The 26310-nt window shown below is 36.3% G+C and carries 25 protein-coding genes; 20 read left to right on the plus strand and 5 right to left on the minus strand.

Translation table 11 applies throughout. From position 1 onward, the window contains the following. Window positions 1-118: 118 nt before the first annotated feature. A complete protein-coding gene (locus tag B0A80_RS00865) occupies window positions 119-991 on the minus strand; it encodes an AraC family transcriptional regulator (RefSeq protein WP_017495824.1) in 873 nt (290 codons plus the stop codon). Window positions 992-1218: 227 nt separating this feature from the next. Between B0A80_RS00865 and hemA the strand changes: the two genes are divergently transcribed. From hemA to B0A80_RS00920, 11 genes are all read left to right on the plus strand, one after another. Then, on the plus strand, window positions 1219-2469 hold the full coding sequence (gene hemA / locus B0A80_RS00870; RefSeq protein WP_017495823.1) for a glutamyl-tRNA reductase: 1251 nt from the start codon (window positions 1219-1221) through the stop codon (window positions 2467-2469). A 168-nt stretch (window positions 2470-2637) separates the two neighbouring features. Beyond that, on the plus strand, window positions 2638-3018 hold the full coding sequence (locus B0A80_RS00875) for a GxxExxY protein (RefSeq protein ID WP_233430678.1): 381 nt from the start codon (window positions 2638-2640) through the stop codon (window positions 3016-3018). A gap of 71 nt (window positions 3019-3089) precedes the next feature. Further along, window positions 3090-4013: a hydroxymethylbilane synthase gene (gene hemC / locus B0A80_RS00880; protein WP_089076099.1), complete on the plus strand. Its 924-nt coding sequence runs from the start codon at window positions 3090-3092 to the stop codon at window positions 4011-4013. Beyond that, window positions 4013-4678 carry a uroporphyrinogen-III synthase gene (locus B0A80_RS00885; RefSeq protein ID WP_089076100.1) on the plus strand — a complete coding sequence of 222 codons (666 nt, stop codon included), beginning with the start codon at window positions 4013-4015 and terminating at the stop codon, window positions 4676-4678. Before hemC ends, B0A80_RS00885 begins: the two co-directional genes overlap by 1 nt. Window positions 4679-4776: 98 nt before the next feature. Continuing rightward, on the plus strand, window positions 4777-5802 hold the full coding sequence (gene hemE, locus B0A80_RS00890) for a uroporphyrinogen decarboxylase (RefSeq protein WP_089076101.1): 1026 nt from the start codon (window positions 4777-4779) through the stop codon (window positions 5800-5802). A gap of 89 nt (window positions 5803-5891) precedes the next feature. After that, a complete protein-coding gene (locus B0A80_RS00895; RefSeq protein ID WP_089076102.1) occupies window positions 5892-6272 on the plus strand; it encodes a hypothetical protein in 381 nt (126 codons plus the stop codon). Then, window positions 6272-6823, plus strand: coding sequence for a GNAT family N-acetyltransferase (locus B0A80_RS00900; protein WP_089076103.1), 552 nt, complete (start codon window positions 6272-6274; stop codon window positions 6821-6823). Before B0A80_RS00895 ends, B0A80_RS00900 begins: the two co-directional genes overlap by 1 nt. Continuing rightward, window positions 6813-7745, plus strand: a complete 933-nt coding sequence (hemF, locus tag B0A80_RS00905; protein ID WP_089076104.1) for an oxygen-dependent coproporphyrinogen oxidase — start codon at window positions 6813-6815, stop codon at window positions 7743-7745. The genes B0A80_RS00900 and hemF overlap by 11 nt, the downstream gene beginning before the upstream one ends. A 114-nt stretch (window positions 7746-7859) precedes the next feature. Continuing rightward, window positions 7860-8324: an IS200/IS605 family transposase gene (gene tnpA, locus B0A80_RS00910; RefSeq protein ID WP_089076105.1), complete on the plus strand. Its 465-nt coding sequence runs from the start codon at window positions 7860-7862 to the stop codon at window positions 8322-8324. A gap of 404 nt (window positions 8325-8728) precedes the next feature. Next, window positions 8729-9670, plus strand: coding sequence for a DUF4421 family protein (locus B0A80_RS00915; RefSeq protein ID WP_089076106.1), 942 nt, complete (start codon window positions 8729-8731; stop codon window positions 9668-9670). A 53-nt stretch (window positions 9671-9723) separates the two neighbouring features. Then, on the plus strand, window positions 9724-10611 hold the full coding sequence (locus B0A80_RS00920) for a fructose bisphosphate aldolase (protein WP_089076140.1): 888 nt from the start codon (window positions 9724-9726) through the stop codon (window positions 10609-10611). A gap of 72 nt (window positions 10612-10683) precedes the next feature. Here B0A80_RS00920 and B0A80_RS00925 read toward each other — a convergent pair whose 3' ends face one another. Both B0A80_RS00925 and B0A80_RS00930 read right to left on the minus strand, forming a co-directional pair. Continuing rightward, complete coding sequence (locus B0A80_RS00925) at window positions 10684-12498, minus strand: hypothetical protein (protein ID WP_089076107.1); 1815 nt, start codon at window positions 12496-12498, stop codon at window positions 10684-10686. Between the two features lie 3 nt (window positions 12499-12501). After that, window positions 12502-13134, minus strand: a complete 633-nt coding sequence (locus B0A80_RS00930; protein WP_017495811.1) for a hypothetical protein — start codon at window positions 13132-13134, stop codon at window positions 12502-12504. A gap of 321 nt (window positions 13135-13455) precedes the next feature. Between B0A80_RS00930 and hemB the strand changes: the two genes are divergently transcribed. From hemB to B0A80_RS00945, 3 genes are all read left to right on the plus strand, one after another. Beyond that, the gene (gene hemB, locus B0A80_RS00935) at window positions 13456-14448 is read left to right on the plus strand and encodes a porphobilinogen synthase (RefSeq protein WP_089076108.1); all 993 of its coding nucleotides are present in this window, start codon (window positions 13456-13458) and stop codon (window positions 14446-14448) included. Window position 14449: 1 nt separating this feature from the next. Beyond that, the gene (locus tag B0A80_RS00940; protein WP_070906272.1) at window positions 14450-14851 is read left to right on the plus strand and encodes a c-type cytochrome; all 402 of its coding nucleotides are present in this window, start codon (window positions 14450-14452) and stop codon (window positions 14849-14851) included. Window positions 14852-14925: 74 nt separating this feature from the next. Beyond that, window positions 14926-15372, plus strand: coding sequence for a GyrI-like domain-containing protein (locus B0A80_RS00945; RefSeq protein ID WP_017495808.1), 447 nt, complete (start codon window positions 14926-14928; stop codon window positions 15370-15372). Window positions 15373-15425: 53 nt separating this feature from the next. On the opposite strand, the gene B0A80_RS00950 is transcribed toward B0A80_RS00945, so the two are convergent. Together B0A80_RS00950 and B0A80_RS00955 are read right to left on the minus strand one after the other, a co-directional pair. Beyond that, entirely contained in the window at window positions 15426-17486 is a 2061-nt protein-coding gene (locus B0A80_RS00950; protein ID WP_089076109.1) for a M13 family metallopeptidase, read from the minus strand. A 272-nt stretch (window positions 17487-17758) separates the two neighbouring features. After that, window positions 17759-19819 carry a M13 family metallopeptidase gene (locus B0A80_RS00955; protein ID WP_089076110.1) on the minus strand — a complete coding sequence of 687 codons (2061 nt, stop codon included), beginning with the start codon at window positions 19817-19819 and terminating at the stop codon, window positions 17759-17761. Window positions 19820-20020: 201 nt separating this feature from the next. On the opposite strand from B0A80_RS00955, the gene B0A80_RS00960 reads away from it, so the two are divergent. The 6 genes from B0A80_RS00960 (at window position 20021) to B0A80_RS00985 (ending at window position 26088) form a co-directional block, all read left to right on the plus strand. Beyond that, entirely contained in the window at window positions 20021-20944 is a 924-nt protein-coding gene (locus B0A80_RS00960; RefSeq protein WP_089076111.1) for a DMT family transporter, read from the plus strand. 202 nt (window positions 20945-21146) lie between these two features. Beyond that, window positions 21147-21812 (plus strand): SCO family protein, encoded by a 666-nt coding sequence (locus B0A80_RS00965; RefSeq protein WP_017495804.1) that lies wholly within the window; start codon window positions 21147-21149, stop codon window positions 21810-21812. A 146-nt stretch (window positions 21813-21958) separates the two neighbouring features. Continuing rightward, complete coding sequence (locus B0A80_RS00970) at window positions 21959-22198, plus strand: FeoA family protein (RefSeq protein WP_017495803.1); 240 nt, start codon at window positions 21959-21961, stop codon at window positions 22196-22198. After that, window positions 22198-24297, plus strand: a complete 2100-nt coding sequence (gene feoB, locus B0A80_RS00975) for a ferrous iron transport protein B (protein WP_089076112.1) — start codon at window positions 22198-22200, stop codon at window positions 24295-24297. The genes B0A80_RS00970 and feoB overlap by 1 nt, the downstream gene beginning before the upstream one ends. Window positions 24298-24303: 6 nt before the next feature. Beyond that, window positions 24304-24426 (plus strand): FeoB-associated Cys-rich membrane protein, encoded by a 123-nt coding sequence (locus B0A80_RS00980; protein ID WP_083342470.1) that lies wholly within the window; start codon window positions 24304-24306, stop codon window positions 24424-24426. 729 nt (window positions 24427-25155) lie between these two features. Next, the gene (locus B0A80_RS00985) at window positions 25156-26088 is read left to right on the plus strand and encodes an alpha/beta fold hydrolase (protein ID WP_070906265.1); all 933 of its coding nucleotides are present in this window, start codon (window positions 25156-25158) and stop codon (window positions 26086-26088) included. The last annotated feature ends 222 nt before the right edge of the window (window positions 26089-26310 follow it).

The raw sequence follows: 26310 nt of genomic DNA on the forward strand, positions 1-26310 counted from the left end.
TTATTGTCGAATATCAAAAATTGATTCGTTAGAAATTTTCACGCAGATTTTGCATATTCTTTCAAGTTCATTTCTGAAATTGCCCTGGCACTTTATTATCGTTCCGGTTGTTTAAAACTTAAACATTTGCATTAATCGACATCAAATACTTTTTCGGAGTTGTAGCAAACTTCTTTTTAAATGCCGCAATAAAATGACTCCCTGTGCTATAACCGATTTTCAGTCCAACTTCGTTTACGTTATACGAACCGCTATCGAGCAGTTTTCGAGCGAAATCCATTTTGTAATCAAACAGGAATCCGTACACTGTATCGCCATAAATTTGTTTGAAACCCATTTTTAGTTTCTTCAGGTTTAGACCAATCTCATCTGCCAGTTCCTGCAAACCCGGTGGTTCAGCCATATTTGCAATGATAATTTCTTTGGCTCGTCTTATTTTCAAAACATTATCTTCATCAATCAAAAACGGACATTGTTCTGCATTTGGATCTTCGGTTCGGTTAAAATACAAACTCAGTAATTCATATCCTTTTCCCTTATAATAAAGGTTTTTTATGGACGGATGCAGGTTGTAATGAAACAGCTGACTCAGCACAATAGCCATAGAGGGACTAATATTTCCTTCGTTATAATATTTTTTGTCCTTATTATCAGGACTTAAAAAAGTAATATAATCTGCTTCAGCAGAAAACAACGCGTGAAATTTTTTGATCGATACGATTACCGAAATCACCCAGGAATTTGGAGAAAGTTCTAAATTCAATGGTAATTCTTTTTGTGGATTGTACAAAAGGAGCGATTTTTCTTCTTTCAATTCCAGAGCATAAGTCCCCTGATTGAACAAAAATTTAGCGTTGCCTTTTATCCCGAAATGAAACTGTATCAGACCACTACCTACTTCGTGCTGCCCCAAAAAGAGCTCTGAACTGTCGTTTTGGAAACGGATCAGCGTAAAGTCATCTTCGATTTTAATAATTTCCTGAGAACTCATAGCGATATTTTTTTGAAACAAAAATTAGCATAAACAGAGAATGTTATTTAGAATCACTCTAAACAAACCTTTTCTAACAACTTGATTTTGCTACAAAAATACTTCTTTTTGCATAAAAACAGCTGTTTAGAAACAAAAAAACATGTAGCGATACAAAAAGTACTTTTAGCGTTATTTTTCTAAACACTATAATGATAATTTTGTTGCACTTTTATGAAAGTGAATTTATGGAAAACAATAACGTACCGAAACACCTTTATTTTTATTCAGTTGGTCTGAGTTATAAAAAAGCTGATGCTGAGGTCAGAGGTCAATTTAGTCTGGATGCAGTTGCCAAAACACATTTGTTGGAACAGGCTAAAAAAGAGGGAATAGAAAGTTTAATTGTCACTTCGACTTGCAACAGAACCGAGATCTACGGTTTTGCAGAACATCCTTTTCAATTAATAAAGTTAATTTGCGATAATAGTAACGGATCTGTTGATGCTTTTCAAAAAGTAGGATTCGTTTATAAAAATCAGGAAGCGATCAATCATATGTTTCGCGTAGGAACCGGCTTAGACAGTCAAATCTTAGGTGATTTTGAAATTATCTCTCAAATCAAAACCAGTTTTACCCATTCGAAATCAATGGGTTTAGCCAATGCTTTTTTGGAAAGACTGGTAAACGCCGTGATTCAGGCGAGTAAAAAAATCAAGAACGAGACAGAAATCAGTTCAGGAGCCACTTCGGTTTCTTTTGCCTCGGTACAATACATTCTTAAAAATGTAGAAGATATCGGAAACAAAAACATTCTGCTTTTCGGAACTGGAAAAATAGGGAGAAATACCTGCGAGAATTTAGTAAAACATACTAAAAACGAACACATCACCTTAATCAACCGTACGAAAGACAAAGCAGAGAAATTAGCCGGAAAACTGAATCTTATTGTTAAAGATTACTCCGAACTACATCTTGAGCTTCAAAAAGCTGATGTGGTCGTGGTAGCAACCGGGGCTCAAAACCCAACGGTTGACAAAGCGATCCTAAATCTTAAAAAACCTTTATTGATTCTGGATTTATCTATTCCGAAAAACGTTAATGAAAATGTTGAGGAGTTAGAAGGAGTAACCTTGATTCACATGGATTATTTATCACAGTTGACAGATGAAACGCTGGAAAACAGAAAACTGCATATTCCTGCTGCCGAAGCCATTATAGAAGAAGTTAAAGAAGAGTTTATAACCTGGACTAAAGGCCGTAAATTTGCTCCTACCATTAATGCTTTGAAAGAAAAACTAAACGCGATTAAAAACTCGGAATTAGATTTTCAAAGCAGAAAAATTGCTGATTTTAATGAGGAACAGGCTGAGATTATCAGTAACCGAATCATTCAGAAAATCACTACTCATTTTGCCAATCACTTAAAAGATGACGATACCATGGTTGATGAAAGCATCGAATGGATCGAAAAAGTCTTCAAAATAAAAGCATCTTAAGGTTTTCACCATTAAGATATTAGATTCATTAAGCCAAGCTTTGTCAAGGAAATTAAGCAAAACTGATTTGAAACTTAACTTTCTTAAATTAATCACAACGCTTAATGAACCTTAATATCTTAATCGTTGAAATACAAAAAGTTCTATGACAAAAAGGAGGTAACTCAATTGGCTTACGAAATTACCGGTTTTGCTATAAAAGTGCATAAAGCCTTAGGCCCGGGACTTTTAGAAAGCATTTATGAAAAGTGCCTCAAATATGAATTAGAACAAAATGGATACGATGTTAAACAGCAGCTGAGTGTTAAAATAGAATATTATAATCTTGAGTTGGAATCTGATTTAAGAATTGATCTTCTTGTTAATGATTGTGTCGTTGTTGAACTGAAAGCAATAGAAAATCTATTACCAATTCATGAAGCACAACTTTTAACTTATATGAAATTATTGCAAAGACCTCAAGGACTATTAATTAATTTCAATACTCTAAATATAACAAAATCAATGAAACCACTTGTAAATGATTATTTTGCAAGACTAATAGATTAACAGCTTCATTAGCTTAAAAAATCAACACAAAGCTAAATGAACCTTAATATCTTAATGGTTAAAATATAAAAATGGCAGAAAAAACAATCAGAATTGGAACCCGCGATAGCGAACTGGCACTTTGGCAAGCACACACTGTCGAGAAAAAACTAAACGATCTGGGTTATAAAACCGAAATTATTGCAGTAAAATCTACAGGTGATATTATCCTTGACAAACCACTTTATGAACTTGGCATCACCGGAATTTTCACCAAAACGTTAGATATTGCTATGATAAATGGTGACGTAGATATTGCCGTTCACTCGATGAAGGATGTACCTACAGCTTTACCAAAAGGTATTGTTCAGGCAGCAGTTTTAGAAAGAGCCAATGTTCTTGATATTCTGGTTCATAAAGGAAATCCTGACTTTGCCAATCCAAGTACAATCGCAACCGGAAGTTTACGTCGTCAGGCGCAATGGTTCAACAAATACCCCAATCATACTGTTGTTGATTTACGCGGAAATGTAAATACCCGTATGCAAAAATTACAGGACAACAACTGGGACGGGGCTGTTTTTGCAGCAGCAGGTTTGGAGCGTATCAACTTAAAACCGGAAAATTATATCGATCTGGACTGGATGATTCCCGCACCGGCACAAGGGGCCATGGTGGTTGTGGCCATGGAAAACGACAACTATGCCCTTGAAGCTCTTTCACAATTAAACGATATTGAAACTGAGATTTGCACCTATATCGAACGTCAGTTTTTAAGAACTCTTGAAGGAGGCTGTACGGCTCCTATTGGGGCTTTGGTTCGTTATAATGAAGAGGAGGACACGCTTCACTTTCAGGGTGTTTTACTTTCGGTTGATGGAAAACAAAAACTCGAAATCAACAAGACTGTTGAAATTGGAGAGTGGAAAAAACTGGGATTCTTTGCTGCCCAGGAAATTCTGAACAACGGCGGAACAGAATTGATGCAAGCCATTAAAGAATCTTTGAAAAAATAATGAGTAAATCAATTCAAATAGTATCTACAAAAAAGCTTTCAACAGAGCAAAGACAAGCCTTAACAACCGCTCATCTTGAAGTTATTGAAGCCGATTTTATTCAAACCGAAAATAAACCTTTCGAAATAAAAGACCTCAACGATAATTTGATTTTCACAAGTCAGAATGCCGTTCATAGTGTTCTTTCCCATCCCAAATCGGAAGAACTGAAAAGTAAAAATGTATTTTGCGTTGGCTTAAAAACCAAGATCCTCTTATCAGAAAACGGATTCAATGTTGTCGCTTACACTGGTTATGCTGCCGATTTAGCCGAAATTATCACTTTAATATACCGCAGTGAAAGTTATACTTTTTTCAGTGGAAATCTTCGCAGAGAAACTTTACCCAAAGCCTTAAAAGAAGCAGAGCTAAAATTCAATGAAATTCAGGTTTATAATACTTCTTTGACCCCTCAGAAAATAAAGACTCCTGTTGATGCTATTCTGTTTTTCAGTCCATCAGGTGTACAAAGTTATCTGAAAGAAAATTCGATTAAAAAAGAAACCTGCTTTTGCATTGGTGAAACTACTGCAGAGGCTTTAGAAAAAATTACCAAAAATATCGTTATTGCAGATCAGCCAACGGTTGAAGATGTCATTGAGGATGTTTTACAAGAATATAAATAATCGCTGTATGCTGTAAGCTTTAGGCTGTAAGCAAACACAAAAAATAAAAAACAAACATCGCTTAAAGCCTAAAGCTTAAAGCCTAAAGCAAAGAAACAATGTTAAAAAACGACCTATTTTTAAAAGCACTAAAAGGAGAAACCGTTCAGCGTCCACCAGTTTGGATGATGCGTCAAGCCGGAAGATATTTACCGGAATTTAGAGCTTTGCGTGATAAATATGATTTTTTCACCAGATGTGAAACTCCGGAACTGGCTGCCGAAATTACCGTTCAGCCAATCCGTAGAATTGCTCCGGATGCTGCCATTTTATTCTCTGATATTTTAGTAGTTCCACGTGCAATGGGTATTCATGTAGAATTGAAGGACAATTTAGGTCCAATTATTCCGGATCCTATTCGTACAATGGAGCAGGTGAATCAGGTTTTTGTTCCGGATGTAAATGAAACTTTAGGATATGTTTTTGATGCCATTAAATTGACTAAAGAAATGCTGAACGACGAAGTGCCATTAATTGGTTTCGCTGGTTCACCCTGGACAATCTTTTGTTATGCTGTTGAAGGAAAAGGCTCTAAAAGTTTTGATACTGCTAAAGGATTTTGCTTTTCAAACCCGATTGCAGCACACACTTTATTACAAAAAATTACAGATACGACGATTTTATACTTAAAAGAAAAAGTAAAAGCGGGTGTTAATGCCGTTCAGATTTTTGATTCTTGGGGAGGAATGCTTTCTCCGGTTGACTATCAGGAATTCTCCTGGAAATACATCAACCAAATTATTGATGCATTGGCAGAAGTTACTCCTGTTATTGTGTTCGGAAAAGGATGCTGGTTTGCCTTAGGCGAAATGGGTAAAAGTAAAGCTTCAGCACTTGGTGTAGACTGGACTTGCACTCCTAGAAATGCTCGTTATTTATCAGGTGGAAATATTACTTTACAAGGTAATTTTGATCCTTCAAGATTGCTTTCTCCAATTCCAACCATCAAAAAAATGGTTCACGAAATGATCGACGAATTCGGAAAAGACAAATATATCGTAAATTTAGGTCACGGAATTTTACCAAATATCCCTGTAGATCACGCTAAAGCGTTTATTGACGCGGTTAAAGAATACGGAAACTAATTTTCAGTACGCAGTCTCAGTTTTCTGCTTTCTGCCGGCAAACCGAAAACTGAGACCGAAAACTGGGACTGATACCAAAAACTAAAAAAATGCTGAACAAAGGTTTAAGAGACGAAGAAAAAATAAGAATTGATAACGTCCTCAAGACGTTACGATCACTTGTTTTTGTTCCTTATCCTTTGAATAATAAGGAAAAAGAAAATATTGAAAATCAGCTGAAAGAAATCGGGCTAGATTTTGAAACTTTATCCTGTCAAAAAAATGAAGATTTGATCACATTATTAATACAGCTTCATTTTGATTGGGAACATTTAGAGCAATTCGGAGATATTTTAATCGAATTCTCTAAGGATGAAAATCATAATTTTACCCATAAAGCTTTGGCTGTTTATGAATATATCCAACAAGAAAGTAAAGTTTTCTCTTTCGGGATAAATACTAAAATTGCTTCGGCCAAAAACAGATCCTAATGGTTTTTACAGATTGGAAAACAAATACGATTGCCAATATTCTTCCTGAGGAATTTTACAACCTCATCGAAAAGAATAGAAACCACATTCAAAAAACATTTCCGGTCACACTTTCTTTCTGTACGGATCTCGAAAAAACAAAACAGTTTCTTGCTTTCAACCAAGACAAAGAAAATCACAAAGAAGGATACTTTTTCTATCCAAGAGATAACAAAACCAATGCAATAATTGGCTATTTGTGCATCAAAAGCATTGACAATCGCATTTCAAAATGTGAACTGGGTTATTTTGTTGATGAAGATTATCAGGGAAAAGGAATTACTTCAAAAATGGTTTCCGAAACCTTAGATTTTTGCTTCAATACTTTAAACATGAATAAAGTATTCATCTGTACTTCAAAAATCAACAAGGCAAGTCAGCAGATTGCTTTAAAACATCATTTTAAACAAGAAGGAATATTAAGAGAGGAATTTAAAAACAGTGACGGAACATTAGAAGATGTTGTTTACTTTGGATTACTCAAATCAGAATACAATATCCATGAAAGATAAATTTTACGCTTACATACAACAATTACAAGATCAGATTTGTGCCGGATTAGAAGCGGTTGACGGAACTGCAAAATTCCGCGAAGATCTTTGGAAACGCCCTGAAGGCGGCGGTGGAAGAACACGTGTAATCGAGAACGGAACCGTTTTCGAAAAGGGCGGTGTCAATATTTCGGCCGTTCACGGAAAACTACCGGAAGCCATGCAGAAAATGTTTAATGTAGACGAAGCCGATTTCTTTGCCTGCGGATTAAGTCTGGTTCTTCATCCTAAAAACCCAATGGCTCCAACAGTTCATGCGAACTGGCGTTACTTTGAAATGTACGATACTTCGTCTTCGCTCAGTACAGGTCCAAGAAAAGTAATTCAGCAGTGGTTTGGCGGCGGACAAGATCTAACTCCTTACTATTTGTTTGAAGAAGACGCTATTCACTTTCATCAGACCTGTAAAACGGCTTGCGACAAGCATAATCCAGAGTTTTATCCTAAGTATAAAAAGCAATGTGATTCCTATTTCTGGAATGCACACCGAAACGAAGCCCGAGGTATTGGTGGTTTGTTCTTTGATTATTGCAAAGCAACCGAAACCATGTCAATGGAAGACTGGTACAATTTTGTAACCAAAGTGGGCAACAGTTTCCTTGAAGCTTATGTTCCAATTGTAGAAAGAAGAAAAAATCTGGAATACACCGCCGAAAACAGAAACTGGCAGGAAATCCGTCGTGGCCGTTATGTCGAATTCAATTTAGTTCATGATAAAGGCACGTTGTTCGGTTTGAAAACCAACGGAAGAATTGAAAGTATTTTAATGAGTCTACCTCCGCACGTGCAGTGGGTTTACGATCATCATGCGGAAGCCGGAAGTGTTGAGGAAAAATTGATTCAGGTGTTAGAGAATCCAGTTGACTGGATTGAATTGCAATAGAGTCTATTTATTTTATTGTAGAAAATTTCTTTCAAAAAATAACATCCCATCAATAGATTTTAGTAGATTTAGTCTTTAAACCCATAAGGATGATATCTATAAAAATCTGTTAGTATGGCAAGCACCTATTCTCAATTATACATTCATATCGTTTTCACCGTTAAAGGCCGGCAAAATCTGATCTCCAAAAATTGGAAAGACGAACTCTATAAATACATGACCGGCATTATTAGCAATAAAGGTCAAAAACTAATTGCTATTAACGGAATGCCGGATCATATTCATATCCTGATCGGGTTAAAACCGGATAAGTCAATATCGGATTTAGTAAGAGATATTAAGGCAAATTCTTCAAAATTCATAAATGACAGGAAGTGGGTAAATGGAAAATTTGAATGGCAAACCGGGTTTGGGGCCTTTTCATATAGCCATTCCCATTTGACAAATGTTATACGATATATTGAAAATCAAGAAGAGCATCACAAAACAAAAACATTCAAAAAGGAATATATCGGTTTTTTAAAATTGTTTAACGTTGATTTTAAAAACGAATATTTATTTGATGATGTAAACGAATAATATATCATTACAAACATATCGCAATAAATATATCGCTCCTTTGGAGCTTAAAAATCTAATACTCATATGTTATAGATATGCTGCTCCTTCGGAGCTCTGTAAAAAATAATAGAATTCTAAAACGAATACAATACCTCAAAAAAATTCTAAACCAATACATAGCAGAGTCCCAACGGGACGACATCTTTATAGTTTTTTTTAAATGATCCATATCAGAGTCCCAACGGGACGACATATTTATAGCTATTTCAAGACAATACATAACCAAGTCCCAACAGGACGACATATTTGTATATTTTTTTGTAGATTTAGTTTTTAAACCCCGAAGGGGTGACCTATTAAAAAATAATAATTCCTCTTTGTTAAATTCTGAACCAATATCAGATAATTGCAATTTTTAACCAATGAACTTAAAACTGATTTATATCGTATTTCTCGGGAGTTTTTTAGGGTGTTTTGCTCAAAACGATTCACTGCAGAATCCTTATTTTAAATCCTATAACGATAAAATTACCGGCAGCGTTTATTATATAGACACTTCAAATAGTTTTCAGATTGCTTCAGGCCCACAGGATTCACAAACATTTCTTAATCTTACTCCGAATAGAAGAGAACAGATTGGTTTTAATCTGAATTATAAAATCATTGATGTTTCTGTTGGTTTCGCTCCAAAATTTCTGAGCCAAAATAAAGGCGATTCCCATTCCAAGCATTTTAATTTCAATACCCGTTTTTACTATAAAAAATGGATGCAGTCCTTTACTTTTATCAATCAGAAAGGATTTTATATCAGTGATGATAATATAATGGCACAATTGCCGGATATGCGCACCACGAAAATTGGCGGATCTACCGCTTATGTTTTCAATCCTAAGTTTTCTTTTAAAACATTGGTAAGCCAAAACGAATGGCAGACCAAAAGCTCCGGAAGTTTTATTCCGACTTTTTCTTTTTATTATACCAATCTCAATCTAAATAATACACCGGATTCTTCAAACGCCGATATCTATGTTTTTTCGATAGCACCCTCCTATTTTTATAATTTTGTAATTAGTCAACGCGTTTTAATTGGTGCCGGAATTGCTTTAGGGGTTGGAATTAATGATATTGACGGCGATTCATCTGCGCTGTATCAAGCCGATTTTAATTTAAAACTGGCCTACAATAATGACCGTTTCTTTGCTTTTGCAAGCATTAATACAGTAAGTTTTGCTCAGGACGATAAAGTCAATCCGCGATTGAATGATAATGTTGCCACTTTAAAACTTTCTGCCGGTTACCGATTTGATCCACCCAAAAAAATAAAAGAAGTTTACGATAAAGTAAATCAGAAAATAGGTTTGTAATTTTTTAATCCAAAATCTTCATTCTAAAATCTAAAAAAAATAGTATGGCAAATGTGAATAAAGAACAATTGAACCGCATGCAGACCGGAAAAGGATTTATTGCTGCATTAGATCAAAGTGGCGGAAGTACACCAAAAGCATTAGCGCAATACGGTGTACAGGAAAGCAGTTATACAACCGAAGAAGAAATGTACACCCTCGTACATGAAATGAGAACCCGAATTATTAAAAGTCCCGCCTTTAGCAGCGAATATATTCTGGGGGCTATTTTGTTCGAAAATACGATGGACCGCAAAATCGATGGACAATGGACTGCTGATTACTTGTGGGAGCATAAAAATATCGTTCCCTTTCTAAAAGTAGACAAAGGTCTTGCTGAGCTCGAAAATGGGGTACAACTCATGAAACCTATTTCTAATCTGAACGAATTGTTAACTCGCGCTGTAGAACGCAATATTTTCGGAACCAAGATGCGATCTGTAATCAAAGAAGCCAATGTTACTGGAATTCGCGAAGTCGTTGAACAGCAATTTGCAATAGGACTTCAAATATTTAATAAAGGCCTTATACCAATTATTGAACCTGAGGTCGATATTTATAGCCCCGACAAAGAAAAATCAGAAGAAATTCTAAAAGCAGAAATCATCAGGCAGCTTAATTTACTGGACAAAGAAGTAAAAGTGATGCTGAAACTTTCGATTCCAACCGTAAATGATTTTTACGAAGAATTAATGTCCGATCCTCATGTGGTACGTGTAGTAGCATTGTCCGGAGGTTATGCGCAGGAAGAGGCCAACCAAAAACTGGCCCTAAATCACGGATTGATTGCCAGCTTCTCGCGAGCACTTTCGGAAGGGCTAACGTTTGGTCAGTCTGATGATGAATTTAATTCAAAACTTGGAAAATCCATTAACGGAATTTATGAGGCATCAATCCTCTAAAATCAGAATAAAAAAATCCCCGAAAAAGATCAGATCTCTTTCGGGAATTTTAGTTTTATAGTGAGCTTTAGATTATTTACTCAATTCTTCTGCTAAATCCAACGTTTGCAAGATGATATTTTTATCTGATTTTGAAGCGTTTAATCTCAACTCAAATTTCAATTTGTTATCGATCAGTTTTTTAGGAGACTGTACGGCAATATCACTAAACTGCTCTGACAATCGTTTCAATTTTTCTGAATCTTTCCCTTTTGCTTTGCCTGAATTCTCATAAGAAAATGATGCTCTTGCAAAATTTAATTTTCCGGAGATGTAATTTTTCTTTAACTCCTTTTTTGCTTCCTTAACAAAAAGTCCTTTTCCATCATTAAAATAATCTAAAGTATTGGCTATCAAAACCACATCTTTGTCTTTTTTGATAAAAATAGTCCCATAGTCTTCCGTTCCAAAAATTTCATAAAAATCTCCTTTTTGCTCCAGGATTTTTTTGCGAAGTCCCAATTGGATTAACTTATCACCAAAAGTAGGATGCGTCGAGGTAAATACCATAGAGAATAACGGAATGTTCTTCTTCACTTTTTCCTCTGTTATCTTCTCTTCGTAATTTTCATCATATCCATATACTTTCTTAGTCACCTCAACTTCATTTACGTGATACAAAAACATACTTAAATCACCATCAAAAAGCGTTGCAGTAGCTTCTTCATCTACGATTGTCGAAATTAAATCCGTAATAACCGTCAAATCTTCCTTTACTAAATACTGACTTTGAAATAAATCTGCCACTAACGTTGGAAATTTTTCCAGTGCCGCCTTAGTATTGATATGATAAGACATATATCCTAATGGGTTTTCATCAGGAAAATAGTTGAAAATATTTTTGTTGATCTTTCTGTCCGTCATTTTCCCAACAATCTGCGCCATTGGTTCAGCATATTCAATCACTTCTTCAATACGGGCATTATCATTCTCAAAATAAAAATCCAGATTAATTCCTTTTACCATATTTGCCGCATTATTCTGCATGGGTAAAAACTTATTGTAACTGGTGAATTTTGATAAAAGACCATAAGCTGAATTTAAACTGGTCATCGCCGAACTGTAATTCAGCCAGGACGAAATATCGGCAGCCTTATTTATTTTTTCAGAAACAGGTGTGGTGAATCCATTTTCGAATAGTGACTTGATAAAAAGGCTTTGTTGTTCGGCTTGCAAAAGATTAAAATCAAGCTCTGCTTTCTCGTATGCTGCATTAGACACCGCTACAGCTTCTTCTGTTTCTTTTGCAGCACTAGCCGCAGCCTCTTCAGCCGATTGCGCAGTTTCTGCTGTTGTTTCCGTTGAAGTTTCCTGATAAGGTTCATCTATCGCAATAGAATCCTGCGTTCTGTCTTCCCAGTCGTATGATTTTGGCTTGTATTTTTTAGTCAATTCAACCAACACCAGATAATTATCGTTCCAGACAAATGAAGTCTTTTGATTTTTTGGTGTAAAAACAGCGTATTTGCCATAATCCTGAATTACGGGAACCTCAACTGAATCTGTATTTTTATTCTTTGTATGCTCTTCAATTAAGAACTCCTTCACCGCTTCTTTGCTTTTAATTGGAAGCGTCACCTGATAATACGGAATACTGTCCGTGAAGTTACCATGAACGGTTATCTTTTGATCCAATTTAAAAAGAGCTGCATACTTCTTAAGATCGAGACTGGCTTTGCCTTCTTTGTATTTACTAATTAGCGGATGATTTACTATTTGATCAACGCTTACTTTTTTCGAAAGCTGATCTCCGTTAAACTGTACAAAATAATCGTAGGATTTTGAATTGAGCTGTCCAAAAGTCAAATGCGTGGCTAAAACTAAAAATAAAATATAAAATTGCTTCATAAATCAAGGGGTTAATTGGATTGTATTGTTCATTAAGGCCGATTTTTTAAGTACGCTGTACATACTTTGTTTTAAGAAAACGGTCTTTTTGTTTGGTGAAATTCTGCTGTTCGGATTCTCTACGGCCTTAACATCTTTATCAAAAGTATAAATCGCTGTAATACTTGCCGCTTCCAGATCTTCCTTTTTCTTTGGATCTTTTACTACTTTTTCAGGAACCGGATAAGAGGCGATCCTTTCAAAACTTTTGGCATTGCTGCTAAAATGAACTTGATTGCTCTGATTGTTTATCGTATTAACAACAGCATTGAGCGCTTTCAGATTGGCATAATTGAGTTTGATAATAAAAACATACTGATCAAAATCAGTTTTAGTGGTTACGTTGGTAATACCGTCAATTTTTAAGGCTTTGACTTTAAAATCTTCCAGTTTTTTGGTGATTTCCTGTTCGTTTGGGATTTTTACACCATCAACCTCTTCCATCCACATGGCCGATTTTGTCTTAAACCATGATTTCGAAAAGTCAACCATCAGCGTGTACTCTCCACTTTGGTCGTCATGGTGTTTGATTCTTTCTGTTATTTCGAAACAGCTGGTTAGCAGTAAACAACAACATAATGCGAGAAATTTCTTCATTAGACAAATTTATAGGTAAATATTCAAAAAAACCAGAGCCTGAAAGTTAATTCTAAATTTACATCCCCAATTGCTTTTTGAAACTTTACGAACGAAGACATAACTGCCATATTCTGCAAATTTTTAGATAATATTAACGGATTCTACCGGGGGCTAAACGCCTTATTCTGTTCCTTTTTCTTTAACTTTGTGGCACTTATTAAAAAGTAACACAATCTTCAAAAAAACAAAAAACAATACACTTTAGAAAGTAGGATTCTCCATCATATTTCGAAGAAATCGGTTGCAATCTAAAATCTAAAATCTAAAATCTAAATTTTTATGTTCCCATTACAAAGAAACCGCCGTTTAAGAACCAATGAATCCATTCGTTCTTTAGTTCGTGAAACTAGTTTAAGTCCACAGGATTTTATGCTTCCGATGTTTGTTACTGAAGGAAAAGATGTAAAAGTAGCCATACCGTCTATGCCGGGAATTTACCGTCATTCTCTGGACAATACGATTAAAGAAGTAAAAGAAGCCTGGGATTTAGGAATTAAAGCGGTGAACATCTACGTAAAAATCAGCGATCATTTAAAAGACAATAAAGGTGTCGAAGCCTGGAACAAAGACGGTTTGATGCAGCAAACCATCCGTGCAATAAAAGATGCTGTTCCTGAAATGATTGTAATGCCGGATGTGGCTCTCGATCCTTATTCAATTTATGGTCATGACGGGATTATCGAAAATGGACAGCTTTTGAATGATCCTACGGTTGATGCTTTAACCCGAATGAGTTTAAGTCACGCAGAGGCGGGAGCCGATTTTGTTGCGCCAAGTGATATGATGGACGGAAGGGTTTTAGCCATTAGAAAAGCATTGGAAGAAAACGGACATCACAATGTGGGAATCATGAGTTACAGTGCCAAATATGCTTCGGCATTTTACGGGCCATTTCGTGACGCTTTAGATTCTGCTCCTGTAGATTCTCAAAATATCCCAAAAGATAAGAAAACGTACCAAATGGATTATGCCAACAGAATTGAAGGAATTCGTGAAGCTTTATTAGATGTTGAAGAGGGTGCAGATATCGTTATGGTAAAACCGGGAATCGCTTATTTAGACATTGTTCGTGAGGTGAAAAATGCCGTTCATGTACCGGTTGCCGTTTACCAGGTATCTGGTGAGTACGCTATGGTAAAGGCCGCAGCAGAGAGAGGGTGGCTTGATCACGACAAAATTATGTTAGAGCAACTATATTGCATTAAGCGCGCAGGCGCCAGTATTATCTCGACTTACTTTGCCAAAGAAGCAGCAGTCTTACTAAACAAATAACATGAAAAAAATACTATTCTTATCAGCCATTTTAGCGTTTGCATCCTGTAAAAAAGAAACTGCAGAAACGCCAGTTGAAACTACAACGGAAGCTTATTCAGAAGGAGAAACAGCAAAAGCCAAAACTCCGGAAGAATTTGGAAAACAAATTTTTGAAGGACAGGGAAACTGTTTCTCCTGTCATCAGCCGGACAAAAAAGTAATTGGCCCAAGTATTCAGGAAATAGCCAAAATATACAAAGACAAAAACGGAGACATTGTTACTTTCCTGAAAGGAAAAGCTGACCCTATTGTTGATCCGAGTCAGTTTGCCGTTATGAAGACTAATTTTCCGGTAACACAGGCGATGTCGGATGAAGAACTAAAAGCGATTGAAACCTATATTTACAGCCATTTAAAGTAAGATTATCGTTTCCTGCTGACATACTGTTGTCATTGCGTCATTTTACCTTTACAGCTTAATAAAAAACATGTAAGATGGAACAAAAATTCAATGTTATTGGTATTTCAATAAGAACGACTAACGAAAATGGCCAATCGGGAACAGATATTCCGGCACTTTGGAATCGATTTATGTCAGAAGGAATTCTTCAAAAAATTCCCAATAAAACTAGTAATGCGATCTATTGTATCTATACGGACTATGAAAAGGATTATACACGTCCTTATACCACAATATTGGGCTGTGTAGTAGAAAATCTAACTGTTATTCCGGAAGGAATGGTTGCCAAAACGATCTCCGGAGTTCATTACCAAAAATTTACTGCCAAAGGCAATCTGGCCGACGGCATTGTGATTAACGAATGGATAAAAATTTGGAACTCGGATTTAGACAGGCTTTATACCGAAGATTTTGAAATTTACGGAGAACAGGCTCAAAATCCTGAAGATGCAGAAGTTGATATCTATATTGCGATCTCATAAATACAAAAACAAAAACGGCGCTAAAATTAGCGCCGTTTTTTATAGGTTTTCTGTTACCAGATTTTAACTCTTTTATCAGGATCAATGTACATTTTGTCTCCTTTTTTAATATCGAAAGCCTTGTAAAAAGCATCAACATTTTGAATTGGCACTACAGCTCTGTACATTCCAGGTGAATGCGGATCTGTTTTAACCTGGCTTTTTATAGCCTCATCTCTTGATTTCGTTCTCCATACCGTAGCCCATGAAATAAAGAAACGCTGCTCTGGCGTAAATCCGTCAATTAATCCCGGATTTCCATTGGCTTTCAAATACAATTGCAATCCATCGTAAGCTGCATTTATTCCACCTAAATCACCAATATTTTCACCTAAAGTAAATTTACCGTCAACGTGAATTCCTGGTAAAGGCTCTAAAGCGCTGTATTGTGCTGCAAGAGCTCCTCCAAGAGCTGTAAATTGTTTTAAATCTTCCGGTGTCCACCAGTCTACAAGATTACCATCAGCATTGTAACGTGCTCCTGAATCATCAAACCCGTGAGAAATCTCGTGTCCGATTACTGCTCCTATTCCACCGTAATTCACGGCTTCGTCTGCCTGATAATTGTAAAAAGGCGGTTGAAGGATCGCTGCCGGAAAAACAATCTCGTTGTAAGATGGGTTGAAGTAAGCATTTACCGTTTGCGGAGACATTCCCCACTCTGTTTTATCAACCGGTTTTCCTAATTTAGCCAGGTTCTCAGCATAAGCCCATTTTGAGATACTTCTCATATTGTCAAAATACGTTCCGCCTTCCCCTACATTTTTAAGCTCTAAAGCTGAATAGTCTTTCCATTTATCAGGATATCCGATTTTAATGGTTAGTTTTTTCAATTTCTCAATGGCTTTTACTTTGGTCTGTTGTGACATCCAAGGCAATGCATTAATTCTGTTTTCGTAAGCTAACATTACATTAGCAATCATTTTCTTTGCTTTGTCTTTTGCTTCAGCAGGGAATAATTTCTCTACATACAATTTTCCTAAGGCTTCACCGGTAGCAGTATTAATTACCTGTAACGCCATTTCTTCACGAGGACGTTGTTTTAAAGCACCTGTCAACGTTTTTCCGTAGAAATCAAAATTAGCATTTTCGATATCTGTAGTCAAAGTCGAAGCAGTTCTGTTTAATAAAGACCATTTTAAGTATTCTTTCCATGCCTCTACTTTCTTTTCAGAAAATGTCTTTTCCAAAGCAATCATATAACGTGGTTGCGCCACATTTACACTATCCAATTTTGCCATTCCAATTCCGGTAAAATATTTTTCCCATTGAATAGAAGGCGTGTTCTTTTTTAAATCAGCAATTGCTGTTGGATTGTATTGTTTTCTACGGTCTCTGCGCTCTACACGGTCTAATCTTGGAGCAGACAATTCGATTTCTAAAGCCAGAATTTGCTTGGCGCTTTCTTTTGCTTTTGCAGGAGATTCGCCAATAAATTGTAACATTCTGGCAACGTGTACTTCATACTTCTCACGTTTTTCTTTTGAATCTTTATCATCAGCGTTGTAATAATCTTTGTCTGATAATCCTAAACCACCCGGACCTAAGTTAACTGTATTTTTGTTACTGTTTTTTGCATCTGGTCCCACAAAAACACCAAAGAAACCAATACCGCCTTGTGGCTGCATTTCGATAAAGAAGTTTTGAAGATCTGTTACATTTTTAATGGCGTCGATCTTTTTTAAGAAAGGCTGAAGCGGTGTAACTCCTCTTTTATTACGTCCAACAGTATCTAAAATTGTATTGAATAAAGCAATCGCTTTACCCTGATCTGTATTGGATTTGTACTTAGGATCTTTTGATGCTTCTTTTAAGATAGCAAGTGCATCATTATCCGTTTTCTGACGTAGTTCATTGAAACTTCCCCAGGAATTTCTATCACCAGGAATTTCAGTTTTGTCTAACCAGGTCCCGTTCACATATTTAAAGAAGTCTTCTTTCGGACTTACCTTGGTATCCATATTAGACAGATTGATACCGGGCTCTTTTGGTTTTGCACTTTGTGCGTTTACTGCGGTAATGCTAACCATTGCAGAAACAACACAAAACATTGGTTTTCGTAATTGTTTGATCATTTTTCTTTGTAGTTTTTAGTATATACACAAACATATTCTAATTATTCCAAACGTCATGTTAAATTTTTCACATAAAATTGACTCAGGGAACGCCTTCAGACCACGGCCTGCTTCTATACCGATGATTAGTTAGATGGTTTACACTCCTTTATTTTTGTAGTACACTCTTAAAATTAAAGATCTCCTAAATCTGTGTGAGAAAAAAATAGAGGAAGAACTTTACAGAAATCAAAAACGACGCTGGTTTAGCGTCGTTTTCTATGATTTTTCTGTTACCAGATTTTTACTCTTTTATCAGGATTGACATACATTTTGTCTCCCTTTTTAATTCCGAAAGCATCGTAAAAAGCATCTACATTCTGAACCGGAACAACAGCTCTGTACATTCCAGGTGAATGCGGATCTGTTTTTACCTGATTCTTAAGGGCTTCGTCTCTCGTTTTGGTTCTCCACACAGTTGCCCATGAGATAAAGAAACGCTGCTCCGGAGTGAATCCGTCAATCAATCCCGGATTACCATGTGCTTTTAAATACAACTGCAAACCATCGTAAGCAGCATTAATACCTCCTAAATCACCAATATTTTCGCCTAACGTAAATTTACCATCAACGTGAATGCCCGGTAAAGGCTCTAAAGCGCTGTATTGATCAGCCAAAGCAGTACCAAGTGCCGTAAATTGTTTTAAATCTTCCGGTGTCCACCAGTCTACCAGGTTTCCTTCGGCATTGTAACGTGCCCCTGAATCATCAAAACCATGAGAGATTTCGTGACCAATAACCGCTCCGATACCACCGTAATTCACTGCTTCGTCTGCCTGATAATTGTAGAAAGGAGGCTGCAAGATTGCTGCCGGGAATACAATCTCGTTGTACGACGGATTGAAATAAGCATTTACAGTCTGTGGCGACATTCCCCACTCGGTTTTATCAACCGGTTTGTATAATTTGTCGATTCCTTTTTTGAAATTCCACTTAGACAGATTTACCATATTTTCGAAATAACTTCCTCCCTCTGCTACACCTTTAATTTCAAGGGCCGAATAGTCTTTCCATTTATCCGGATACCCCACTTTTACAGTAAGCTTGTCCAGTTTTTCAATCGCTTTTATCTTTGTAGCCGCAGACATCCAACTCAAATTATTGATACGGGTTTTGTATGCCTGAATTACGTTATGAATCATGTCTACCGCTTTTGCTTTTGCTTCAGCAGGGAACACTTTCTCTACATATAACTTACCTAATGCTTCACCAACACTTGAGTTTACCACCTGCAATGCTTTTTCTTCACGTGGCAATTGTTTGATTGCACCTCTTAAAGTCTTGCTGTAAAAATCGAAATTAGCCGTCTCCAAATCTGTTGACAGTTCACTTGCATAAGAGTTCAGCAAATCCCATTTCAGGTATTCTTTCCACAGTGCTACTTTATTCTCTGTAAAAACAGTTTGTAAAGCTTTCATGTATTTAGGTTCTGTCACTACTATACTCTGCAATTTTGCCAAACCAAGACTTGAGAGATAAGCATCCCAGTTAATGGCAGGCGTTAATTTTTGAAGTTCAGCAACGGTCATTGGATTGTATTGCAAACGACTGTCTCTGCTTTCTACACGATTCAATCTCGGTTTTGACAATTGTGTTTCTAAGGCTAAAATTCCGGCAGCACTTTGCTTTGCTTTTTCCGGAGATTCACCAGCAAACTGCATCATTCTGGCCAAATGAAGTACATATTTTGAACGCTTTTCTTTAGAATCTTTATCCTCAGAGATATAATAATCCTGATCCGGCAATCCTAATCTGTTTGGATAAAGCATTACGGAGTTTTTAGAGCTGTTTTTCTCATCGGCGCCAATATAAATTCCGAAAAACACACTATTACCTTCCTGTCCAATTTCAGTCAGGTATTTTTGAAGATCAGCGATGTTTTTAATCGCATCAATTTTTTTAAAGTAAGGCTGCAGCGGTTTTATACCCGCTTTGTTTCTCCCAACTGTATCTAAAATCGTTGAAAACAAGTTTACTGCTTTACCCTGATCAGTATCTGATTTGTACTTTGGATTTTTAGAAGCTTCTTTCAGAATAGACATTGCGTCTTTATCTGTTTTTTTGATCAATTCATTAAAACTTCCCCACGTGGTACGATCACTTGGAATTTCAGTTTTACTCAGCCAGGTTCCGTTTACATATTGAAAAAAGTCCTGACCGGCACTGATTTTAGGATTCATGTACGAAACATTAATACCTGGTTCTTTGGAAGTTGCATTCTGAGCATTGACTGCTGTAAATGAAACTGCTGAAAAAAGGGCGCAGAACAAAGGTCTGCTAAATTGTCTTTTCATTTATATTTAAATTTTGGTGGTTGTACAAACGTATTCCTAATATCCGGAACGTAATGTTAAATTTTTTAAAATAATTGCAAAAACTCCATTATTATAACATCAAAACAGATCTTTTGAAATATTTTCATGTTTTTATCATCGGTTTTTAACTCTATATTAGAATACTTTTTCGAATATTTGTTACACCGAATTTAAATAAATGTGAAAGCAAAAATTCAGAATGCCGTTTCAGGAAAAATTGAAGCTATCGGATTACCGATTTTGGCTTTATGCTGGGTAAGTTTTTTTTGGGGAACCACCTGGCTGGCCTCTAAAGAAGGGGTAAAACACATGCCTGCTTTACAGCTGGCCACCATTCGTCAGTTTTTAGGCGGAATTTTATATGTCGGATATTTTCTTCTGAAAAAACAGCCCTGGCCAAAAGGCAAACAGTGGCGTACGATCCTAATTCTCGCCTTTTTGAATTTTGTATGCAGCAACGGTTTAAGTACCTGGGGTGTAAAATACATGAGCAGTGGACTTGGAGCGATCATTAGTGCTTTATTTCCGATCTGGATTATTATCATCAACTTCTTTAACGGTCAGAAAATTGCCAAAATGGCTTTGATAGGCATCCTGATCAGTTTTGGAGGGGTTTGTGTTATTTTTATGGACTATATCTCTGATTTTCTCCGACCTGATTTTCAATTCGGAATTATACTAATGACGGCTTCTACCATAACCTGGGCTTTCGGAATACTTGAAACAAAGAAGAAAGCATCGAGTTTTAACCCCTATTTCAGTTTAGGATTGCAAATGCTGATTTCCAGTGTTTTTCTTTTTGGAATTACGGAAGCTGCGGGAGTTAATATTCCCCTAAGCGAAATTCCACTGCCTTCTTTGTGGTCTATTCTCTATCTGGTTCTTATTGGGTCGGTTTTAACTTTCATCGCATTTATCTATTCGCTGCAGCATCTTCCAACAGAAATCAGCAGTATTTATGTGTACATCAATCCAATTGTTGCGATGATTTTAGGCTCGTTCATCTTTGGAGAAACCCTCACGCAGGCGATCGCGATTGGTACCATCGTAACGTTAACGGGACTGTATTTGGTAAACAAGACTATTCGGAAAACCAAAAAATAAAAAATTTGTTTCTTGGTGTCAATCTGCTTTAGCCCTTACAGGGCTTTGGGTATAATTATCATCATTATCATTCATAGCGCGTTGCGTCATGCTCATGCTTTTGGGCTTTCAGCCCTATTTCACTCCCTATAACCTGTTAAAAACTAAGCGCTCTTAGGATTTTGAAAAGTGCTTTTCGTATTTTTGCCTCCAAATTGCTTTTATGAAATCTTTTCTATACAAATACCGTAAATTCTTTATTGTTCTTATTGTATTTTCAACCGTTACAATATCTTTATTTTACTCGGCTTTAAAACCGCAAAAAACTTTACCTATTTACAATCCTGCCGATGTAAATCCGGAACTGGTAGACAGCACGGTTCAATATAAAAGCAAATACCATACAATTGCCGATTTTTCGTTTGTGAATCAAAACGGAGATACTATTACTCAGAAGAATTACGAAGGAAAAATATATGTGGCCGACTTTTTCTTCACCACCTGCGGTTCAATCTGCCCAAAAATGACGACCAATCTCGAGGATGTTCAAAAAGCAGTTTTAAACAATCCGAAAGTAATGTTGCTTTCTCATACCGTATTTCCTGAGGTTGACAGTATCCCTGTTCTAAAAGCCTATGCCATAAAACATGGTGTGGTCGACAGCAAATGGAATCTGGTTACGGGCGATAAAAAAGAAATTTATACAATGGCACGAAAATCATACCTGGCTGTAAAACTCGGACGTCCTGATCAGCTTTACGATATGGTGCATACTGAGAATTTTGTTTTGGTGGATCAAAAAAGACGTGTTCGTGGTTTTTATGACGGAACAAATAAGGAAGAAATTAAACGTCTTTTAGAAGACATTAATTTTCTGTGCCAGGAGTAATCCCTCGAAAGAACAATCGCGAAATTCATTAAAATCGGTCTAAAATCCCTTATTTTTAGAAAGATTTAGCATTTCAGCAAGTGTTAAATACCTTGAAATAAAGAATAATTGCCTATTTTTGCAATCTAAATTCAATCTAAATAAGCTTGCAAAATACTATCCACACTCTGAAAAAAGGCGAAAAAGCCATTATCAAAGATTTTGATATCGATCTTATTCCTCTAAAACTACTAGAAATGGGTTGTTTGCCGGGCAACTTAGTTGAATTACTGCAAATTGCGCCTTTTGGCGACCCTTTGTATTTAGACATTAATGGCTCACATGTAGCCATTCGCGTTGAAACTGCTCGTGAAATTGAAGTTGAACTTATCAAAACCAATTTGTAATGAGCATTCAAAATATCAACGTCGCCCTTATCGGGAATCCGAATACCGGAAAAACTTCTGTTTTCAATCAGCTTACAGGATTAAATCAACAAGTTGGGAACTATCCCGGAATTACAGTTGAGAAAAAAATCGGTTTCTGTAAGTTACCACACAATATCAAAGCCAACATTCTGGATTTGCCGGGAACCTATAGTCTGAATGCCAGTTCTATGGACGAAAGTGTGGTTATTGAATTGTTACTCAACAAAAACGACAAATTATATCCGGATGTAGCGGTAGTGGTTACAGATGTCGAAAATCTGAAACGTAATTTACTGATTTACACTCAAATTAAAGATCTTGAAATTCCAACGATTCTGGTCATCAACATGTCAGACCGTATGGAAAGCAAAGGTATTACTTTGGATATTCCTTATCTGGAGGAAAAACTAAAAACGAAAATTGCTTTGGTAAGTTCCCGAAAAGGTTTGGGAATTGAAGAACTGAAAGAACTAATTGTTTCGTATAAAAATATTCCGCATGAGCCTTGCCTGAACGCATCAGTTATTGATCAGGCTTATTTTGAAAAACTACAGGAAGCTTTTCCGAATCAGTTGTTGTACAAACTTTGGCTGGTAATTACACAGGATGTGAATTTTTCGAACCTGGATCGAAATGAAATCAGAAGCACTTTTACCAAATCACATTCGGAACTAAAACGCTTACAGCAAAAGGAAACGATCAAACGATATCAGTTTATCAACGATGTTTTAAAAGAAGGTTTAAAAGTAGATGCCTCAATGGCAAAGGATATCAGAGCGAAACTGGATCGTGTTTTAACCCATAAAGTTTGGGGTTATGTCATTTTCCTGGCTATTTTATTTTTGATCTTCCAGTCTATTTTCAGTTGGTCAACTATTCCTATGGATTTCATAGACAGCTCTTTTGCTTCCTTAAGCAGCTGGGTTGCCGCAGAACTGCCAAGCGGAATTCTCACCGACTTACTTTCTCAGGGAATTGTACCGGGAATTGGCGGTGTGATTATTTTTATCCCACAAATTGCCTTTTTGTTTCTGTTCATTTCGATTTTAGAAGAAAGTGGTTATATGAGCCGTGTGGTCTTTTTGATGGATAAAATCATGCGAAAATTTGGTTTGTCCGGAAAGAGTGTCGTGCCTTTAATTTCAGGAACGGCCTGTGCTATTCCGGCCATTATGGCTACCCGAAATATCGAAAACTGGAAAGAACGACTGATTACAATTCTGGTCACTCCTTTTACTACCTGCTCTGCCAGACTGCCTGTTTATACAATCATTATTTCATTGGTAATTCCGGACGAACGCCTTTTTGGAATCTTAAATATGCAGGGATTAGCGTTGATGTTATTGTATTTACTAGGTTTTGCAACCGCAATTCTTGCTTCTTACATTCTGGACAAAATATTAAAAATTAGTTCAAAGACTTATTTTGTGGTAGAAATGCCAAGCTATAAATTGCCGTTGTTCAAAAACGTTGCAATTAATGTTGTAGAGAAAACAAAAGCTTTCGTAGTGGGTGCGGGTAAAATTATCTTAGCTATATCTGTGATCTTGTGGTTTTTAGCTTCATATGGTCCCGGAAAAGATTTTAATGAGGCCGAGACTATTGTAAAAGAGAGATTTGCAGATACCACTTTAGATGAAACTCAGTTTGAAAATGAAGTCGCTTCGCAAAAACTGGAAAACTCTTATATCGGTTTGATGGGAAGAGCCATAGAACCTGTTATTTCGCCTTTAGGTTACGACTGGAAAATCGGAATTGCACTAATTAGTTCCTTTGCCGCACGTGAAGTGTTCGTGGGAACTCTTGCAACCATATACAGTGTTGGAGATACGGACAACGAATCTACCATAAGAAGTAAAATGCAGGAAGAGATCAATCCGGAAACGGGTCATAAGATTTTTAATTTTGCCTCGGGTATATCCTTATTGCTTTTTTATGCTTTTGCCATGCAATGCGCCAGTACGCTTGCCATCACCAAGAAAGAAACCAATTCCTGGAAATGGCCTGCCATGCAGCTTGTCCTGATGAGTGGTCTTGCTTATTTTGTCGCACTTATAACGTATCAACTTTTAAAATAAACGATCATGGTACAAGAAATTATTGCCTTTATCATATTATTCATTGCCGTTGGGTACCTCATCAAGAAGTTCTTCTGGAAATCTAAAAAGAAGAAAGATTGTGGCGATCACAATTGTGGATGTTCTTAGAAGGAGATTCATAGGAACAAAGATTTAAAACCATACAACTTTGCTCAGCCTTACAGCTGGCAGATATTCTAAAAAAGCAAATTTAAAAGATGACTAATTTAATTTATTATCTATTCTTCATAACCTTAAATCTGTCCATATTTTTAATTCTTTCTAAAAAAGTCCTTTTAAACCGATACATCAATTTAGGCATTGCTGCTTTTTTTATAATTGTTTATTTAGCGCACCAATACAATCTCATTGACAATAAAATAAATTCATCCGATTTTAGAACGATATCCTTTTTTAGTATTCATTTAATATTCTGGTTCTACTTCAATGACCTTTTATTAAAGCTAATGGAACCCAAAAAGAACACTTTTAATTATTTCAATAAAGGTATATATGTCTTTGTACAAAAGGATTTTCTAATTTATCTGCTTTTTATAATGACCACAATCTTACAGATAGATTGGGTTTACCGCATAAACTAAAAGTACTTAAACCCTAAATTTAGAAGAATAATTAATTCACCAAATAAACACAAAGCTTCACAGAGATTTTAAATCCTTTGTGAAGCTTTGTGTTTTCTTAGTGTGTCTCGGCGGAAAAAAAACCTTTACTCCTCTATATATCAACTAAATACTAATCAAAAGGATCTCTTTTAATTTTTTAATTTGTGGTTTTAATTATACTTTTAGCAGGTTTTAAAAAACCAAATAAGTTCAACCTCAAACAACAAATTCTAAAATGAGTTCGAAAGTTTCTTTCCTTTTTCTTTTGCTCTTGTGTTTTGGATATCATGGACACAGCCAGAAAAGCAATACTCCTGCAAGACTAAACGATAGTACCGTTGTTACTTCTGATGGAGTTCCTTTGTTTCTAAAAGTTTCCGGTAAAGGTGATCTCTGTATTTTTTTGCACGGTGGTCCCGGCGCATGGAGCAAATCGTTTGAAGAAATGGGAGGAAATGTTCTTGAAGATAAACTGACTATTTGCTATTTTGACCAAAGAGGCTGTGGCCGTTCCGCATCCTCCCCGGATAACAATTACAGTCTCAACAGAATGTTAGAAGATATTGAAGACATTCGTAAAACCCTGAATACCGAAAAAGTATTTATCATGGGGCATTCCTTTGGAGGAATCTTAGCTTCCGCATACGCTCAAAAATACCCGGAACATGTTAAGGGCTTAATTCTTTTAAATGCAACATTGGATATCAACGATTCGTTGCTGAATCAGATTGATTTTATGGGCAAAACACTTGGTGAAAACATAACGGTAAAAAATAATGAAACTGCACTCGATACTTTTATAGCTTCAAAGAAACGCATTAAAAAAGCAGGCAAGGATTACATGATATTATCTGACAGCAAACAGAACGTAGAAAAACTCGATAGTATCGACAGTAGTTTTAAAAGAAATTATTCTTTTGGACAGCAGGCACTAAGCATGCCCGTTTACTTAAGCAATTTTACCAAACAAACTTCACTGATAAAAGTACCTGTTCTTATAATCACAGGATCGCAGGATCATAGTATTGGACCGGATCACTACCGTATGTTTCAATTTCCAAACCGGGAAGTAAAGATTATAAAAGGAGGTCACATTTTATATTACGAGAAGAACAAAGAATTTAAAAACGCTGTGCAGGCATTTGTTCAGAAAACGGCATCAAAGTAATCGAGAGCCTAAAAACTGAAACTTAGGTTTAAAAAAAACTTACGGTTCCATAAGCCTTCGACTTCGCTCAGGGTGACACCATGGCTGTTTAGACTGAAAACTGAGACGGAGACCGGGACTAAAAAAACTACAACTCCGCAAGCCTTCGACTTCGCTCAGGGGGACATTCCACTAGCATTCTGCTGGTGTCAGGCTGAGCGGAGTCTAAGCCTCTTCTCTATT

Origin of the sequence: Flavobacterium tructae, from assembly GCF_002217475.1 — a bacterium.
GTDB classification, from domain to species: Bacteria; Bacteroidota; Bacteroidia; order Flavobacteriales; family Flavobacteriaceae; genus Flavobacterium; species Flavobacterium tructae.

What these genes read in the sequence shown, in the direction of transcription:
- tnpA (WP_089076105.1), top strand. Translation starts at nt 7,860, where the DNA reads ATGGCAAGCACCTATTCTCAATTATACATTCATATCGTTTTCACCGTT.
- hemE (WP_089076101.1), top strand. Translation starts at nt 4,777, where the DNA reads ATGTTAAAAAACGACCTATTTTTAAAAGCACTAAAAGGAGAAACCGTT.
- B0A80_RS00865 (WP_017495824.1), bottom strand. Translation starts at nt 991, where the DNA reads ATGAGTTCTCAGGAAATTATTAAAATCGAAGATGACTTTACGCTGATC.
- hemA (WP_017495823.1), top strand. Translation starts at nt 1,219, where the DNA reads ATGGAAAACAATAACGTACCGAAACACCTTTATTTTTATTCAGTTGGT.
- hemB (WP_089076108.1), top strand. Translation starts at nt 13,456, where the DNA reads ATGTTCCCATTACAAAGAAACCGCCGTTTAAGAACCAATGAATCCATT.
- B0A80_RS00955 (WP_089076110.1), bottom strand. Translation starts at nt 19,819, where the DNA reads ATGAAAAGACAATTTAGCAGACCTTTGTTCTGCGCCCTTTTTTCAGCA.
- B0A80_RS00945 (WP_017495808.1), top strand. Translation starts at nt 14,926, where the DNA reads ATGGAACAAAAATTCAATGTTATTGGTATTTCAATAAGAACGACTAAC.
- B0A80_RS00965 (WP_017495804.1), top strand. Translation starts at nt 21,147, where the DNA reads ATGAAATCTTTTCTATACAAATACCGTAAATTCTTTATTGTTCTTATT.
- B0A80_RS00895 (WP_089076102.1), top strand. Translation starts at nt 5,892, where the DNA reads ATGCTGAACAAAGGTTTAAGAGACGAAGAAAAAATAAGAATTGATAAC.
- B0A80_RS00985 (WP_070906265.1), top strand. Translation starts at nt 25,156, where the DNA reads ATGAGTTCGAAAGTTTCTTTCCTTTTTCTTTTGCTCTTGTGTTTTGGA.
- B0A80_RS00915 (WP_089076106.1), top strand. Translation starts at nt 8,729, where the DNA reads ATGAACTTAAAACTGATTTATATCGTATTTCTCGGGAGTTTTTTAGGG.
- B0A80_RS00885 (WP_089076100.1), top strand. Translation starts at nt 4,013, where the DNA reads ATGAGTAAATCAATTCAAATAGTATCTACAAAAAAGCTTTCAACAGAG.
- hemF (WP_089076104.1), top strand. Translation starts at nt 6,813, where the DNA reads ATGAAAGATAAATTTTACGCTTACATACAACAATTACAAGATCAGATT.
- feoB (WP_089076112.1), top strand. Translation starts at nt 22,198, where the DNA reads ATGAGCATTCAAAATATCAACGTCGCCCTTATCGGGAATCCGAATACC.
- B0A80_RS00900 (WP_089076103.1), top strand. Translation starts at nt 6,272, where the DNA reads ATGGTTTTTACAGATTGGAAAACAAATACGATTGCCAATATTCTTCCT.
- B0A80_RS00980 (WP_083342470.1), top strand. Translation starts at nt 24,304, where the DNA reads ATGGTACAAGAAATTATTGCCTTTATCATATTATTCATTGCCGTTGGG.
- hemC (WP_089076099.1), top strand. Translation starts at nt 3,090, where the DNA reads ATGGCAGAAAAAACAATCAGAATTGGAACCCGCGATAGCGAACTGGCA.
- B0A80_RS00950 (WP_089076109.1), bottom strand. Translation starts at nt 17,486, where the DNA reads ATGATCAAACAATTACGAAAACCAATGTTTTGTGTTGTTTCTGCAATG.
- B0A80_RS00940 (WP_070906272.1), top strand. Translation starts at nt 14,450, where the DNA reads ATGAAAAAAATACTATTCTTATCAGCCATTTTAGCGTTTGCATCCTGT.
- B0A80_RS00925 (WP_089076107.1), bottom strand. Translation starts at nt 12,498, where the DNA reads ATGAAGCAATTTTATATTTTATTTTTAGTTTTAGCCACGCATTTGACT.
- B0A80_RS00930 (WP_017495811.1), bottom strand. Translation starts at nt 13,134, where the DNA reads ATGAAGAAATTTCTCGCATTATGTTGTTGTTTACTGCTAACCAGCTGT.